General features: G+C 61.6%; 13 protein-coding genes. 4 read left to right on the top strand and 9 right to left on the bottom strand.

Annotation, left to right across the window (positions count from 1 at the left end):
* Positions 1–57: 57 nt before the first annotated feature.
* The 5 genes from ACFO24_RS03975 to tkt form a co-directional block, all read right to left on the bottom strand.
* A complete protein-coding gene (locus tag ACFO24_RS03975) occupies positions 58–1,458 on the bottom strand; it encodes an aspartate ammonia-lyase (RefSeq protein WP_377736944.1) in 1,401 nt (466 codons plus the stop codon).
* Between the two features lie 377 nt (positions 1,459–1,835).
* Positions 1,836–3,521: a cation acetate symporter gene (locus ACFO24_RS03970; protein ID WP_377736942.1), complete on the bottom strand. Its 1,686-nt coding sequence runs from the start codon at positions 3,519–3,521 to the stop codon at positions 1,836–1,838.
* The gene (locus tag ACFO24_RS03965; protein WP_207575464.1) at positions 3,518–3,838 is read right to left on the bottom strand and encodes a DUF485 domain-containing protein; all 321 of its coding nucleotides are present in this window, start codon (positions 3,836–3,838) and stop codon (positions 3,518–3,520) included. Before ACFO24_RS03965 ends, ACFO24_RS03970 begins: the two co-directional genes overlap by 4 nt.
* A 270-nt stretch (positions 3,839–4,108) precedes the next feature.
* Positions 4,109–5,107, bottom strand: coding sequence for a type I glyceraldehyde-3-phosphate dehydrogenase (gap, locus tag ACFO24_RS03960; protein ID WP_377736940.1), 999 nt, complete (start codon positions 5,105–5,107; stop codon positions 4,109–4,111).
* A 65-nt stretch (positions 5,108–5,172) separates the two neighbouring features.
* The gene (tkt, locus tag ACFO24_RS03955; protein ID WP_377736939.1) at positions 5,173–7,194 is read right to left on the bottom strand and encodes a transketolase; all 2,022 of its coding nucleotides are present in this window, start codon (positions 7,192–7,194) and stop codon (positions 5,173–5,175) included.
* A 344-nt stretch (positions 7,195–7,538) separates the two neighbouring features.
* On the opposite strand from tkt, the gene ACFO24_RS03950 reads away from it, so the two are divergent.
* Both ACFO24_RS03950 and ACFO24_RS03945 read left to right on the top strand, forming a co-directional pair.
* Positions 7,539–8,273, top strand: coding sequence for a nucleotidyltransferase family protein (locus ACFO24_RS03950; protein ID WP_377736938.1), 735 nt, complete (start codon positions 7,539–7,541; stop codon positions 8,271–8,273).
* A gap of 63 nt (positions 8,274–8,336) precedes the next feature.
* Complete coding sequence (locus ACFO24_RS03945; RefSeq protein ID WP_377736937.1) at positions 8,337–9,821, top strand: M20 family metallopeptidase; 1,485 nt, start codon at positions 8,337–8,339, stop codon at positions 9,819–9,821.
* Positions 9,822–9,928: 107 nt separating this feature from the next.
* Here ACFO24_RS03945 and ACFO24_RS03940 read toward each other — a convergent pair whose 3' ends face one another.
* From ACFO24_RS03940 to ACFO24_RS03925, 4 genes are all read right to left on the bottom strand, one after another.
* Positions 9,929–10,342, bottom strand: coding sequence for a barstar family protein (locus ACFO24_RS03940; protein ID WP_377736936.1), 414 nt, complete (start codon positions 10,340–10,342; stop codon positions 9,929–9,931).
* A gap of 14 nt (positions 10,343–10,356) precedes the next feature.
* Positions 10,357–10,689, bottom strand: coding sequence for a guanyl-specific ribonuclease (locus ACFO24_RS03935; RefSeq protein ID WP_242700477.1), 333 nt, complete (start codon positions 10,687–10,689; stop codon positions 10,357–10,359).
* Between the two features lie 179 nt (positions 10,690–10,868).
* On the bottom strand, positions 10,869–13,181 hold the full coding sequence (locus ACFO24_RS03930) for an NADP-dependent malic enzyme (RefSeq protein WP_377736935.1): 2,313 nt from the start codon (positions 13,179–13,181) through the stop codon (positions 10,869–10,871).
* A 395-nt stretch (positions 13,182–13,576) separates the two neighbouring features.
* Entirely contained in the window at positions 13,577–13,858 is a 282-nt protein-coding gene (locus tag ACFO24_RS03925) for a DUF2061 domain-containing protein (RefSeq protein ID WP_377736934.1), read from the bottom strand.
* 152 nt (positions 13,859–14,010) lie between these two features.
* Here ACFO24_RS03925 and ACFO24_RS03920 point away from each other — a divergent pair, with 152 nt between their 5' ends.
* Both ACFO24_RS03920 and ACFO24_RS03915 read left to right on the top strand, forming a co-directional pair.
* Complete coding sequence (locus ACFO24_RS03920; protein WP_377736933.1) at positions 14,011–14,529, top strand: GNAT family N-acetyltransferase; 519 nt, start codon at positions 14,011–14,013, stop codon at positions 14,527–14,529.
* Positions 14,530–14,647: 118 nt separating this feature from the next.
* Positions 14,648–15,496: a GGDEF domain-containing protein gene (locus ACFO24_RS03915; RefSeq protein WP_377736931.1), complete on the top strand. Its 849-nt coding sequence runs from the start codon at positions 14,648–14,650 to the stop codon at positions 15,494–15,496.
* Positions 15,497–15,612 lie beyond the last annotated feature (116 nt).

The following is a 15,612-nucleotide window of genomic DNA, read 5'->3' as shown; positions in this document are numbered from 1 at the left end:
GCACCGGTAAACAAACAGGCCCTCTTGCGAGGGCCTGTTTTTTTATAGCAATTGACCTCAGCTAGCGCGCAGGGCCCCAGGGGCGGTCAGCGTATCGACCACCAGCAGCGCCTGCATTTTCTCCCGGCTCATGATGCCCAGGTCTTCGGCCACCTCGGCAATGGGCTTGCCCGTGGCAATGGCGGCTTTGGCAATCTTGGCGGCTTTTTCGTAGCCAATCAGCGGGTTCAGCGCCGTGACCAGGGTGACCGATTCGTTGATGCGCGCATCCAGCAGCACCGTGTTGGCCTCGATGCCTTCGACGCAATTGATTTGCAGCGTGCGGCAGGCGGCGGCCAGGTGGCGCAGGCTTTTGTGCAGGGCCCAGGCCATGAGCGGCTCAAACGCGTTGAGCTGCAATTGCCCAGCTTCGACGGCCATGGTGATGGCGGCATCGTTGCCAATGGCTTCAAAGCAGGCAATGCTCACCACTTCCGGAATCACCGGATTGACCTTGCCGGGCATGATGGACGAGCCCGCCTGGCGGGCCGGCAGCTTGATGTCCCCCACGCCGGCCTGCGGGCCGGACGACAGCAGGCGCAAATCGTTGCTGATCTTGGAGAGCTTGACGGCGATGCGCTTCAAAATGCCCGAAATATCGGCAAATACCCCGGTATCGGCGGTGGCGGCAATCATGTCCTCGGCTTTGACGACGGGCACACCGGAAAACTCGGCCAACTTGGCGGTGACCACATCGGCGTAGCCCACGGGGGCGTTGATGCCGGTGCCAATGGCGGTGCCGCCCATGTTGATTTCGCACAGCAAGCTGGCCGATTCGCGCAGGCGTTTTTCGTCGGCGGCAATCATCGAGGCGAAGGCGGTAAATTCTTGGCCCAAGGTCATGGGCACGGCATCTTGCAGCTGGGTGCGGCCAATTTTTAGAATATTTTTAAACTCTTCCGCTTTCACCTGGAAAGCCCCGCGCAGCGCGGCCAAGGCGGCCAGCAAATCTTGAATGCCAAAGTAAGTGGCCAGCTTCACCGCCGTGGGGTAGGTGTCGTTGGTCGATTGCGAAGCGTTCACGTGGTCATTGGGGTGAATCACGTCATAAGCGCCTTTGGGTTGGCCGATGATTTCCAGCGCCCGGTTGGCAATCACTTCGTTGGCATTCATATTGGTCGAAGTGCCTGCGCCGCCTTGCAGCACGTCCACGACGAAATGCGCATCCAGCATGCCGGTGGCCACGTCATCGCAGGCTTGGGCGATGGCCTGGGCCTGCTGGGCATTGATGGTGCCCAGGCTCAGGTTGGCCGCAGCCGCCGCTTTTTTCACATAGGCAAACGCGCGGATCAGGTGGGGCATTTGCGCCACGCTGTGGCCGGTGATGGGGAAGTTCTCCACCGCACGGGCCGCGTGCACGCCCCAGTAGGCGGTATCAGGCAAGTCTTTGGAACCGAGGAAGTCGCTTTCTTGGCGCATGGTGTGTTTCTCACTGTCAAAAAATAAAACCAACGGACGCTGCGCTGCAGGCCCAGCCTGACGTAGCAACGCCTTGTTCCTCTGGGTCGTTCGGCGTTGCGCAGGCAACGGCCCAGAGGGACAAGGCGGAAGCTGAATTATCAAACCCCTGGCGCATGAGCTGCACATGTTTGGTGCATAACCTTGGGTGATTGGGTTCAGTATGGTGCAAAAGTCAATTTATTGCCTTATTTATAATCACAACTATTCTTAAAATGCATTATTGAGTTGTTTTTCTCGCATTTCCCTGCAAGACAGTGCGATAAAAATTAGCCCTGCCATAAAAAAAGAGCTGCGCTCGCGCAGCTCTTTTGCAAGGGCAGCAGCCATCTGCTGGATCAGTGCGCCGCAGCGCTGGCCGCCCCTACGCCGGTTTGGGCGCGCACGTACTGGTCGTCAAACGCAGCCCGTTCGGCCTGGGCCTGGGCGCTGGTGTCCAGCTTGGAGAACACATAAATCGCCAGGAAAGCCAACGGCATGGCAAACAGGGCCGGTTGGGTGTAGGGGAACAGCGGGGCGGGGTTGCCCAGCACATCCACCCAGACCGATTTGGAGAACACCACAAACAGCACCGAGCTGATCAAGCCGGTGTAGCCTCCCACCAAAGCACCGCGCGTGGTCAGCCCCTTCCAGTACATGGACATGAGCAGCACGGGGAAGTTGGCACACGAAGCCACGCCAAAGGCCAGGGCCACCATAAAGGCCACGTTCATCTTTTCAAAGGCCATGCCCAGCAGCACCGCCACCACGCCCAGACCCAGCGTGGCGATCTTGGAGACGCGGATTTCGCTGGACTCGCTGGCCTTGCCTTTCATGATCACGCGGGCATACAGGTCGTGCGAAATGGCCGAGGCACCGGCCAACGCCAAGCCCGCCACCACCGCCAAAATCGTCGCAAAGGCCACCGCAGACAAAAAGCCCAGCAGCAGGTTGCCACCAGCGGCCTTGGCCAGGTGCAGCGCCACCATGTTGCCGCCGCCAATCAGCTTGCCGCCGACCACGCCACCCTCAAAAAACTCGGGGTTGGTGCCCACCAGCACGATGGCGCTCAGGCCCATGATGGCAATCACGTTGAAGAAGAAGGCGATGATGCCCGAGGCGTAGAACACCGATTTGCGCGCCTCTTGGGCGTTGGTCACGGTAAAAAAGCGCATCAGAATGTGCGGCAGACCAGCGATACCAAACATCAGGCCCAGGCCCATGGACAGGGCGGTGACCGGATCGGCCAGCAGCTTGCCGGGCGAGAGCATGTTGGTGCCCAGGCGATGCACTTCCATGGCCTTGGTCAGCAGCGTATCCAGGCTAAAGCCAAACTGCGCAAACGCCAGCAGCATGATGGCCGTGCCACCGGCCAGCAGCATGCAGGCCTTGATGATCTGAACCCAAGTCGTGGCCACCATGCCGCCAAAGATCACATAGACCATCATCAGCACGCCCACCACCACCAGGGCCACGTTGTAGTCCAGACCAAACAGCAGCTTGATCAGCTGACCAGCCCCCACCATTTGCGCCACCAGGTAGAAGCACACCACCGTGAGCGAGCTGATGGCCGCCATGGTGCGCACCGGGCCTTGACTCAGGCGGTAGGCAGTGATGTCGGCAAAGGTGAACTTGCCCAGGTTGCGCAGGCGCTCGGCCATCAAAAACAAGATGATGGGCCAGCCCACAAAAAAGGCCACCATGTAGATGTAGCCATCCACACCATCGCCATAGATCATGGCCGTCAGGCCCAGCAGCGTGGCGGCTGACATGAAGTCACCGGCAATCGCCAGGCCGTTTTGCTTACCGGTGATGCCGCCACCGGCGGTGTAGAAGTCCGAGGCCGATTTAGAACGCCCAGCCGCCCAGTAGGTGATGCCCAGCGTCATCAGCACAAAGACAAAAAACATGCCAATGGCGTGCCAGTTGAGCGGCTGCTTCTGGGCCGTGCCCAGGTCGGGGGCGGCCAGCGCCAGGGCAGGCGTGGCCAGCAGGGCCACGGCGGCCGCGCTGCGCAGCCAGGAATGCGTGCGTAAGCGGGTCATGCGGTTTTCCTCAGGGCATCTTGCACAATTTGTGCGTTCAGAACGTCAAATTCGCCATTGGCGCGGCGCACGTACACCCAGGTCAGGGCGCAGAAAAAGACAAACTGCGCAAAGCCCAGCGCGATGCCCACCGTCAGGTGGCTCCCCTCAAACAGGCGGATGGCAATCACCTGCGGGGCAAACGCCACCAGCAGCACAAAGCTGAAAAAAACCACGATCACCAGCAGCGCCAGCGTGGCGGCAAAGCGCCCGCGCCGCTGCACCAGCTCGGTGTAGCGCGGATCGCGCTTAATGTGTTCGTACAAAGGATTGGACATAGGGCTCCCTGGATGAATGACTGTTCTCGGTATCACAGCAAATTGCTGCAGTGCAGCAATGTCGCGCAGGGGATTCTATGGTGTCAATCTTTGGGGTTTTTTGGACATTTCCAGGGGTTTACCCGCATAAAAAAAGCCAGCACTTGCGCACTGGCTTTTTTTTGCGATCTTTTAGCGCTTTGCTTATAAGGATTTCAATATGTTTTGATGTTGAAATCCTTTATTTACAAGCGCAACAAGCTATGGTTTTATATTGACCACGGTGCCGGCTTACTTGGCAATCACGCGCACCATTTCCAGGCACTTGTTGGAGTAGCCCCATTCGTTGTCGTACCAGGCCACGACTTTCAGGAAGGTTTTGTCCAGGGCAATGCCGGCTTCAGCGTCGAACACGCTGGTGCAGCTTTCGCCACGGAAGTCGGTGGCCACCACTTTGTCTTCGGTGTAGGCCAGCACGCCTTTCAAAGCGCCTTCGGACTGGGCTTTCATTTCAGCGCAGATGTCTTTGTAGTCAGCTTCTTTTTCCAGCTCGACGGTCAAATCGACCACCGAAACGTCGGAGGTGGGCACGCGAAAGCTCATGCCGGTGAGCTTTTTGTTCAGCGCCGGAATCACCACGCCCACCGCCTTGGCCGCGCCAGTGCTGCTGGGGATGATGTTTTCCAGAATGCCACGGCCACCGCGCCAGTCTTTGTTGCTGGGGCCGTCCACGGTTTTTTGCGTGGCAGTGGCGGCGTGCACGGTGGTCATCAGGCCGCGCTTGATGCCCCATTTGTCGTTCAGCACCTTGGCCACGGGGGCCAGGCAGTTGGTGGTGCAGCTGGCGTTGGAGACGATGTCCTGGCCGGCGTAGGTGGCATGGTTCACGCCAAAGACGAACATGGGGGTGCTGTCCTTGGAGGGGGCCGACATCAGCACCTTTTTGGCACCGGCAGCAATGTGCTTGCGGGCGCTGGCATCGTCCAGGAACAAGCCGGTGGCTTCGATGACCACATCGGCACCGACTTCGCCCCACTTCAGATTGGCCGGGTCGCGCTCTTGCGTCAGGCGGATGGTTTTGCCATTCACCACCAGGTTGCCATCTTTCACGGCCACATCGCCCTTAAAGCGGCCATGCACGCTGTCGTACTTGAGCATGTAGGCCAGGTAGTCGGGTTCGAGCAGGTCGTTGATGCCGACCACTTCGATGTCCGAGAAGTTCTGCACGCACGCGCGGAACACCATGCGGCCAATGCGGCCAAAACCGTTGATACCAATCTTGATAGCCATAGTTGCCTCTACTTTCTGGATAAATGGCGATGTAAAAAAACCGAAAAACCGAAAACCGAAAAAACTCAGGCCAACACGTGCTTGACGGTGGCGGCCACGTTGGCGGCGGTAAAGCCAAAGTGCTCAAACAGCACCGGCGCGGGGGCCGAGTCGCCAAAGCGGTCGATGCCCACCACTGCACTCACGCCGTACTTCCACCAGCCATCGCTGCTGCCCATTTCCACGGCAATGCGCGGAATGTTGTCGGGCAGCACGGCGGCCTGCACTTCGTCGCTTTGGCGGTCGAACACGCTGGTGCTGGGCATGGAGACCACGCGCACGCGAATGTTTTCAGCCGCCAGCAGTTGCTGCGCCTGCAGCGCCAGCTGCACTTCCGAGCCGGTGGCAATGATCACGGCCTGCGCTGCGCCGCCTTCGGGCTCGGACAGCACGTAGGCACCGTTGGCAATCTGGTCCAGGGCCGCTTCGCTCTTGGCCAGGTAGGGCAGGTTTTGGCGCGACAGCAAAAGCGCCGTGGGGCGGTTGGCCTGGGCCAGGGCCAGCGTCCAGGCCACGGCGGTTTCGGCGGTGTCGGCGGGCCGCCACACGTCCAGGCCCGGAATCAGGCGCAGGCTGGCGGCGTGCTCGATGGGCTGGTGCGTGGGGCCGTCTTCGCCCAGGCCAATCGAGTCGTGCGTGAGCACATGGATGACGCGCTGGCGCATCAGCGCGGCCATGCGGATGGCGTTGCGGCTGTAGTCGCTGAACGTCATGAAGGTGCCGCCGTAGGGGATGTAGCCACCGTGCAGGGTGATGCCGTTCATGATGGCGGCCATGCCAAATTCGCGCACGCCGTAGTTGATGTGGCGGCCAATCTGGCCGTCTTCGGTTTTCACCACGTTGCCCTTGTCATCCACCCGCAAAGCGGGGGTGCTCTTGGTGTTGGTGAGGTTGGAGCCGGTCAGGTCGGCGCTGCCACCCAGCAGCTCGGGCAGGGCGGCGGTCAGGCCTTCCAGCGCCAGCTGGCTGGCTTTGCGCGTGGCCACGGTGGCGGCTTCATCGTGTGCCTGCGAGGCAATTTGCGCGGCAATTTCGGCAAAGTTGGCGGGCAGCTCGCCGCGCATGCGGCGGGTGAAGGCAGCGGCCTGCTCGGGGTAGGCGGCGCTGTAGGCGGCAAAGCGCTCGTTCCAGGCGGCTTCGCGCTGGGCACCGGCGGCCTTGGCATCCCAATCGGCGTACACCTCGGCGGGAATTTCAAACGGGCCATGGCTCCAGCCCAGGGCAGCGCGGGTCAGGGCGATTTCTTCGGCCCCCAGCGGCTCGCCGTGCGCCTTGGCGGTGCCAGCGCGGTTGGGCGAGCCAAAGCCGATGCTGGTTTTGCAGCAGATCAGCGTGGGTTTGTCGCCGCTTTGCTTGGCCTGGGCAATGGCGGCGCTGACGGCGGCGGTGTTGTGGCCATCCACGGCGCGGATCACGTTCCAGCCATAGGCCTCGAAGCGGGCGGGGGTGTCGTCGCCAAACCAGGGGGTGACCTGGCCGTCGATGCTGATGCCGTTGTCGTCCCACAGGGCGATCAGTTTGTTCAGCTTCCAGGCACCGGCCAGGGCGCAGGCTTCGTGGCTGATGCCTTCCATCAGGCAGCCATCGCCCAAAAAGACATAGGTGTGGTGATCGACGATTTCATGGCCGTCGCGGTTGAACTCGGCAGCCAACAGCTTTTCGGCCAGCGCCATGCCCACGGCGTTGGTAATGCCCTGGCCCAGCGGGCCGGTGGTGGTTTCCACGCCGGGGGTGTGGCCCACTTCAGGGTGGCCGGCGGTTTTGCTGCCCAGCTGGCGGAAGTTTTTCAGCTCTTCAATGGGCAGGGCGTAACCCGTCAGATGCAAGAGTGCGTAAATCAGCATCGAGCCGTGGCCGTTGGACAGCACAAAGCGGTCGCGGTTGGCCCACTGCGGGTTGGCCGGGTTGTGCTGCAGATGCTGGCCCCACAGCGCCACGGCCATGTCGGCCATGCCCATGGGGGCACCGGGGTGGCCGGATTTGGCTTGTTGAACAGCGTCCATAGCCAAGGCGCGGATCGCGTTGGCCATCGTCTGGGTGTTTGCCATGGGAGAAAAGCTCCGAGTGGATGGAAGTGAATGGAGAGAAAACCCCGGATTTTAACGGCGCAAAGCCTTCGGGTTTCCACGCGGTTACAGAGCCCAGGTTCTTAGAACGTGTTCATGATCTCAAATGAAGGTGTGGGGGATGCGGTTCGGGATGGGTTGCGAGGCGCAAACCACAGCAATAGCTTGGCTATTGCGAGGATTTGCAACGACGCAGACCGCCCGAAGTCGCGCCCGCACACCCATGAGGAGATCGTGAACACGTTCTTAGGGGTAGTAAGTGAGGATACTGGGCAACCACTACATTCACGGCTCTTGCCGTATCCATTGCTTTGTTCCTTGCTGGTATGACTCCTTCTTTTTCCTCGCCGGCGGCCATGCTGCTGGCCGCCGGCCGCGGTGAGCGCATGCGCCCGCTGACCGACCACACCCCCAAACCCCTGCTGCCCGTGCAGGGCCGAGCGCTGCTGGATTGGCACATCGCCGCGCTGCTGCGCGATGGCGTGGCGCAGGTGCTGATCAATACCGCCTGGCTGGGCGCACACATTGCGCAGCACCTGGATGCCACTTGGCGCGGCAGCCCGCTGCAATTGCGCTATTCGCATGAGCAGGACGATTTTGGCCATGCGCTGGAAACCGCGGGCGGCATTGCCCGCGCCCTGCCCCAGTTGCCGCCGGTGTTCTGGCTGGCCGCGGGCGATGTGTTTGTGCCAGACTTTGTGTTTGACCCGGCCGCCCATGCCGCCTTTGCTGCCAGCGACGATCTGGCCCACCTGTGGCTGGTGCCCAACCCGGCGCACCACCCGCAGGGCGACTTTGGCCTGGCCGCTGGCCGGGCGCTCAACCTTCCTGCCGACAGCTCCATGCCGCGCTACACCTACAGCACCATTGGGCTGTTCAAAGCGGCACTGTTTAGCGCTCCGTGGTGTGCGCTGGCCCCCGGCAACCCCACCGGCCAGGCCGCCCCCCTGGCCCCACTGCTGCGCCGCGCCATGGATGCCGGGCGGGTGGGGGCCAGCCTCTACACCGGCCGCTGGACCGATGTGGGCACGCCCCAGCGCTGGGCCGAGTTGCAACAATAGGCGCAAAATTTTCAACCCTCTTCTGCACACTTTTGCGCATTCCTGCGCACAACGGACTTCACCATGACGCACTCCCCCCTCAACCCCAGCCAGGCGCTGGCGCAAGTGAGCCACCAGTGGGACAGCAGCATCCTGCCCCAGCTCAAGGACTACATTGCCATTCCCGCCAAATCGCCCATGTTTGCGCCCGACTGGCAGCAGCAAGGCCTGCTCGACCAAGTGGTGCGCAACGCCGCCCAGTGGGTGGAGGCGCAAAAGGTGGCGGGCCTGAAGCTAGAAATTTTGCGCCTGCCGGGGCGCACGCCGCTGTTGTTTTTTGAAGTGGCGGGCACGCAAGAGAACGCCGCCAGCCGCCCCACGGTGCTGATGTATGGCCACCTCGATAAGCAGCCCGAGTTTGACGGCTGGCGCCGCGATCTGGGGCCGTGGACCCCCGTGCTTGATGGCGACAAACTCTACGGCCGGGGCGGCGCAGACGATGGCTATGCCATTTACGCCAGCATTGCCGCCATCCAGGCGCTGAAAAGCCAGAACACACCGCACCCGCGCATCGTCGGCCTGATTGAAACCAGCGAGGAAAGCGGCTCGGGCGACCTGCTGCCCTATATCGACGCACTCCAACCCCAGCTGGGCGAGGTTGGCCTGGTGATCTGCCTGGACAGCGGCGCGGGCAACTACGACCAGCTGTGGCTGACCACCAGCCTGCGCGGCATGGCCAGCGGCACGCTCAAAGTGCAAATCCTGACCGAAGGCGTGCACTCGGGCGATGCCTCGGGCGTGGTGCCCTCGTCGTTTCGCATCCTGCGCCAGGTGCTGGACCGGCTGGAGGACAGCGCCACCGGCCGCATCCTGCCCGCCAGCCTTCACTGCGCCATCCCCACCGAGCGCGTGCAGCAGGCGCAGGCCACTGCCGCCATTTTGGGCAACACCACCTGGAACACCTTCCCCTGGGCGCAGCACGAATGCGGCAGCGGCAGCCCCCGTTTTGCCCTGCCCATGACGGACGACCCCGCCCAGGCGCTGCTGCAACGCACCTGGCATCCCACCCTGTCCGTCACCGGCGCCGAAGGCCTGCCCGCCCTGCGCGATGCGGGCAATGTGCTGCGGCCCTACACGGCGTTTCAACTGAGCCTGCGCCTGCCGCCGCTGGCCGATGCCGCCACCTGTGTGGAAGAACTCAAAACCCTGCTGGAAGACAACGCGCCCTACCACGCCAAAGTCACCTTTGAAGGGGCCTCAAGTGCCAACGGCTGGAACGCCCCCGGCATGGCCCCGTGGTTTGAAACCGCCCTGCACGCCGCCAGCCGCGCCCACTTTGGTGCCGACTGCGGCTACATCGGCCAAGGCGGCACGATTCCGCTGATGAACATGCTCAGCCAAGGCTTTCCTAAAGCGCAAATGATGGTCTGCGGCGTGCTCGGCCCCAAAAGCAACGCCCACGGCCCGAACGAGTTTTTGCATGTGCCCTATGCGAAAAAGCTGACCGCCGCCGTGGCGCAGGTGGTGGCGGCCATGGCCGCCAACGAGGCAGCCACAGCCACGGGGTAAAGCAGCAAAGCTTCAAAAAAGAAAGCACCTTGCGCAGGTGCTTTCTTGGTTTTTGGCGTTAAGACCGTAAAAACGGCGTTTTTAAAGCGGTAGCAGCTCTTGGTTTTTTACAAATACGAATAAAAACACCGAAACGCCACGCCCTGCTCAGCCCAGAAATCGGCCGCATCCTGAAAGCAATCGAGCAATTGCTCGCGCACGGTTTTGTCAAACTTGGCGGTGACGGGCAGTTGGTCCAGCACCACGACAAAGCCCGGCTGCTGGCAGGCGCGGGCCAGGGGGGTGGTCAGGCAGTCGTACAAGGCATCAAAGTTTTTGCCGAAGTAGGCAGGCAGGTGAAAGGCTTGGCCAATCAGCTCCAGGGCCTCGGCCTTGGTTTCGATGTGGGCCAGGTTGGCGTACAAAAAATGCTGGCCGCTGGCCTGCGCGGCGGCTTGCAAGTCGGGCACGCGAAAGGCGCGGATGGACTGCACCACCTGGGGTGGGAGGTTGCTCAGTAAATGGGCGGTATCAGCAGTCATGGCAGGAGGTGGGCTTAAGGGGTGATGCGGGCAAAACTGGCGTAGTGGTCGGCGGTGTAGTAGCAGGCATCGGGCCGGGTGGCTTGCCAGCCGCCGCAGACGATGCGCCGCGCCCCCCGGCTGCGTTCGCGCGGGGTTTTGACGGTGTATTCGCGGTAGTAGCCGCGTTTTTCGGCGGGCAACAGGCGCTCGCGGTTGCCAAAGATGCTGCCGTCTTTGTCGTAGGGAAAGGGGCCACCGTTGTGGATGCGCTCATAGGTGGTGCGGGCCTGCACGGGCAGCTGGGCCAGGCTGACTTGGCTGGCCGTTTGGTCGGCGCAGGCGGTGTGCAACACGCTGGCTGCCAGCGCGGCCGCCACCAGCCGCCAGCGGCGGGGTGCTACAAGGTTTGCAGTACGCTGCGCAAGTGAAATAAGAGATTTCACAGATAAAGGCTTAAAAGTAAGGTGAAATGTGCGCGAGCAGCTCTTAAAAACAAACTCGCGCCCAGGTTGTGCCAGCGGGGTTTAGCGTGGTTTAACGCGGATTAGCGCCCCACGTTGGCATCGGCCACGGTCAGCGCGGTCATGTTCACGATGCGGCGCACGGTGGCGCTGGGGGTGAGGATGTGTACCGGGCGGTTGGCCCCCAGCAGCACCGGGCCGATGGCGATGCCGCCGCCAGCGGCTTGCTTGAGCAGGTTGTAGCTGATGTTGGCCGCGTCGATGTTGGGCATGACCAGCAGGTTGGCATCGCCCTCCAAGGTGCTGCGCGGCATGAGGGCGCGGCGGGCATCGCCATCCAGGGCGACATCGCCGTGCATCTCGCCATCGACTTCCAGCCACGGGGCTTTGCTGCGCAGCAGCGCCAGGGTTTGGCTCATTTTGACGGCGCTGGGCTGGGTGCTGGAGCCAAAGTTGCTGTGCGAGAGCAGGGCCACCTTGGGCTTGATGCCAAAGCGGCGCACTTCTTCGGCGGCCATGATGGTGATCTCGGCCAGCAGCTCGGCGCTGGGGTCGTAATTGACGTGGGTATCGACGATGAACACCTGGCGCTCGGGCAGCAGCAGGCAGTTCATGCAGGCGTAGGTGTGCGCCGTGGGGCTGCGGCCAATGACTTGGTCGATGTACTGCAGGTGCAGCTGGGTGGTGCCCCAGGTGCCGCAGATCAGGCCATCGACTTCGCCCTTGTGCAGCAGCATGGAGCCGATCAGCGTCAGGCGGCGGCGCATTTCGATCTTGGCCATGGGGGCGGTCATGCCCTTGCGCTCGGTCATCTGGTGGTAGGTCTGCCAAAAGTCGTGGTAGCGCGCGTCGTGCTCGACATTGACCACGTCGTAATCGCGCCCTTCTTGCAGGCGCAGGCCGAATTTTTCGATGCGCTTGGCAATCACGCTGGGCCGGCCAATCAGGGTGGGGCGGGCGATGCGCTCGTCAATCACCACCTGGGCGGCGCGCAGCACGCGCTCTTCTTCGCCTTCGGCGAAGGCGACACGTTTTTTGGTCGCCTTTTTCGCGGCCATGACGATGGGTTTCATCATCGTGCCCGAGGCATAGACAAAGGTTTTGAGCTGCTCGCGGTAGGCGGCCATGTCGGCAATCGGGCGCTGGGCCACGCCGCATTCGGCCGCCGCTTGCGCCACGGCCGGTGCCACGATGAGCATCAGGCGCGGATCAAACGGTTTGGGAATCAGGTATTCGGGGCCAAAGCTCAGGGTGTGGCCAATGTAGGCGGCGGCCACTTCTTCGCTTTGCTCGGCCTTGGCCAAATCGGCAATGGCGTGAACGGCGGCCACTTCCATCTCTTTGGTGATGGTGGTGGCACCACAGTCCAGCGCGCCCCGGAAGATGTAGGGGAAGCACAGGACGTTATTCACCTGGTTGGGGTAGTCGGTGCGGCCCGTGGCGATGATGGCATCGCTGCGCACGGCTTTGACATCCTCGGGCAGGATTTCGGGCGTGGGGTTGGCCAGGGCAAAGATGATGGGCTTGGCGGCCATGGTGGCCACCATCTCTTTTTTCAGCACATTGCCCGCCGACAGGCCCAGGAAGACATCGGCCCCCTCAATCACCTGGGCCAAGGTGCGCAGCTCGGTTTTTTGGGCAAACAGGGCTTTGTCCTCGTCCATCAGCTCGGCGCGGCCCTCATAGACCACACCGGCCAGGTCGGTGACAAAGACGTTTTCGCGCTTCAGGCCCAGCACCAGCAGCAAATTCAAGCAGGCCAAGGCCGCCGCACCGGCACCAGAGGCCACCAGTTTGACCTCCTCAATTTTTTTGCCCGCCACGGTCAAGGCATTGACCATGGCCGCCGCCACGGTGATGGCGGTGCCGTGCTGGTCGTCGTGGAACACGGGGATGTTCAGGCGCTTGCGCAGCTCGCGCTCGACGTAAAAGCAGTCGGGCGCTTTGATGTCTTCAAGGTTGATGGCGCCAAAGGTGGGCTCCAGCGCGGCAATCACTTCCACCAGTTTTTGGGGGTCTTTTTCATTGATTTCGATGTCAAACACATCAACCCCGGCGAACTTTTTGAACAGCACGGCCTTGCCCTCCATCACCGGCTTGGAGGCCAGCGCACCAATGTCGCCCAGGCCCAGCACGGCGGTGCCGTTGGAGATCACGCCCACCAGATTGCCCCGGCTGGTGTAATTGAAGGCGGCGGCGGGGTCTTTCACGATTTCTTCGCACGGCGCAGCCACACCGGGGGAATACGCCAGCGCCAAATCGTGCTGGTTGGCCATGGGTTTGGTGGCCGCAATGGCCAATTTGCCGGGCTTGGGAAACTGGTGGTACTCCAGTGCGGACTGGCGCAACAGTGCTTTTTTATCAACCAGGGCGGGGGAGGTGGTGTTTTGGGGCATGGCAGGCGGGCGGTGTCTGCGCCTGGGACCATTGAGCACAGTCCAAGACGCAGGCAAGTCAATGAAACAAAAACAGCTTGGCATTGTAGGCTGCTGCCCAAAGAAATGCCCTTGGGTAGGCGGCTTGCCCTTGAGAAAGATTTCTGCAAAACGCCCGGTAGAACCAGCAGGTTCTAAGAACGTGTTCACAATCTCCTCGCGGGTGTGCAGTCGCGGCCTCGGGCGGTCTGCGGCGTTGCAAATCCTCGCCATAGCTAGCGCTATGTCTGTGGTTTGCGCCTTGCAGCCCATCCCGATCCGCATCCCGCACCCCTTCGCGCGCAGATCGTGAACACGTTCTAAACAAAAAAAGAGCTATTAGCGCAGTAAATACAATAAAAATATCTATTAATGCACTAATTCAATGGTGTGGCTTGCGCAACATGCTCTTTATTTTTTCGATCCCATAATTTTTCGTGGAGAAAAAAGAACAGCATCTGCACCGTTGGCTCCAGCAAACTCAAGGTCATGGCCACCCACCAATTGCCGGTGACCACATAGGCCACCGCAATGGCCACGGTGATGTGCAGGCAGTAATAGCTCAAGGTTTTCAGCAGGGTGTGCCGGTGGCGGCGCAGCAAGGCGCTGATACCTGTCACGATGGGGGCGGTGGCAGTGGTGGCAGTGGCGGTGTTCATGGCGATCTCCTCAAGGTGTTCAAATAATAATGATTCTTATTGACTGATGGATCTTTTTTCCCTATCTCCAAAATCTGCAAATTCGATTACGCTTGCCCGGTGCCTGTTTCTTGTGCTTCGCTCCCCACTTTCGCATGCCTGCTGACCTGCTTTTGCCTACCGTACCCTGGACACTTCGGCCCTTAACCCCTGCCGATGTGGGCGACGTGATGCGCATTCAAGCGCAAACCTATGGCGCTGCATTTCAAGAGGACAAGGCGGTCTTTGCGCGGCGACTGGCCGCGCGGCACCAATGTTCGCTGGGGGTGCAGCGCACCACCGATGCCAGCCTGCTGGCCTATGCGGCAGCGTATTGGTCGGCACCGGGCCACATTACGCCGTTGAATGGTGATTTTGAGCTGCCGATTGCAGGCCCATCGTCCTTGTATTTGCACGATATTTCAGTGCTGCCCGCGCTGGCAGGGCAAAAAGTGGCCCACGCCTTGGTGGTGCACCTGATTGAATTGGCACGCTCCAGGCACATGACCTCTATGGGCTTGGTTGCCGTGCAAGGCTCGGCCCGGTTTTGGCAGCGGTATGGCTTTGCGGAACACAAAATCACCGATCCAACGCAGCGCCAGCACCTGGCCAGCTACGGCGCCGGGGCGCACTACATGGTGCAGCGCTTGTAGCGTGTGTTGTGAGCGCAGGTGCGCCATGCGCGCTGGCGCATAGCACAGCAAAAAGCCTGACCTGCATCAAAGCTATCCTTGCTTTTTGCGACTTTTTCTGTTGCCCCCAGCGCCCCCTATGACCGCCGATGTCCCCACCCTGTTGTTGATGATCATTGTGACCTCGCTGGTAACTTCTGGGGCCTTGCTGGTACTCAACGGCAACCAGCGCAATGACGGTTTGCAGTATTGGGCCGGCGGCCTGCTGCTAAGCGCCTTGGCCCACACACTGCTGCTGTTGTATGGGCGTATTCCAAACCTATTGACCGTTGTGCTGGGCAACGTGCTGCTGTCCTCGGCCTTGGCCAGTTTTTGGCTGGCGGTGCGCCGCTTTCATGACTTGGCACTGCATTGGGCCCGCACGCTGGCACTGCTTGCCGCCATCGCGCTACTCATGTGGCTGTTTCAACACCAGTTTGCCAGCCGTGTGGTCGTCAGTGGGTTCACGTTGAGTTTGCAAGCGGCGTTGGTGCTGTGGGTGCTGCGCCAGCGCGCGTTGGGTGCAGAGCAGCAGCGCAGCCGGGGGGCGTTGCTGCTGGTGGACATCGACCACTTCAAGCGCGTCAATGACCACTACGGCCATTTGGCCGGCGACCACGTGCTGCGCCACATCGTCGGCGTGCTGCGCCAGCGCCTGCGTGCGTCCGATGTGCTGGGCCGCTACGGCGGTGAAGAATTCATGGTGCTGCTGCCCGGCACCGACCTGCACGGCGCGGCGCAACTGGCCGAGCAACTGCGCCAAGCCGTGCAAGCCGCGCCCTGCGAATGGCAAGGCCAGCGCATCCCGTTTACTGTCAGCATTGGCGTGGCCGCCAGCGCCGACACGCCGACCGACCCCAGCCGCACCAGTGAGGCCCTGCTGCAAGCGGCCGACCAAGCGCTGTACCGCGCCAAAGACGATGGGCGCAACCGGGTCGCGCTGGCTTAGAACGTGTTCACAATCTCCGCGCGAAGGGGTGCGGGATGCGGATCGGGATGGGCTGCAAGGCGCAAACCACAGACATAGCCATAGCTATGGCGAGGATTTGCAACACCGCAGACCGC

The organism is Comamonas denitrificans, from assembly GCF_042654745.1.
Classification (GTDB): domain Bacteria; phylum Pseudomonadota; class Gammaproteobacteria; order Burkholderiales; family Burkholderiaceae_C; genus Comamonas; species Comamonas denitrificans.
This window is presented reverse-complemented; position numbering and strand designations above follow the sequence as displayed.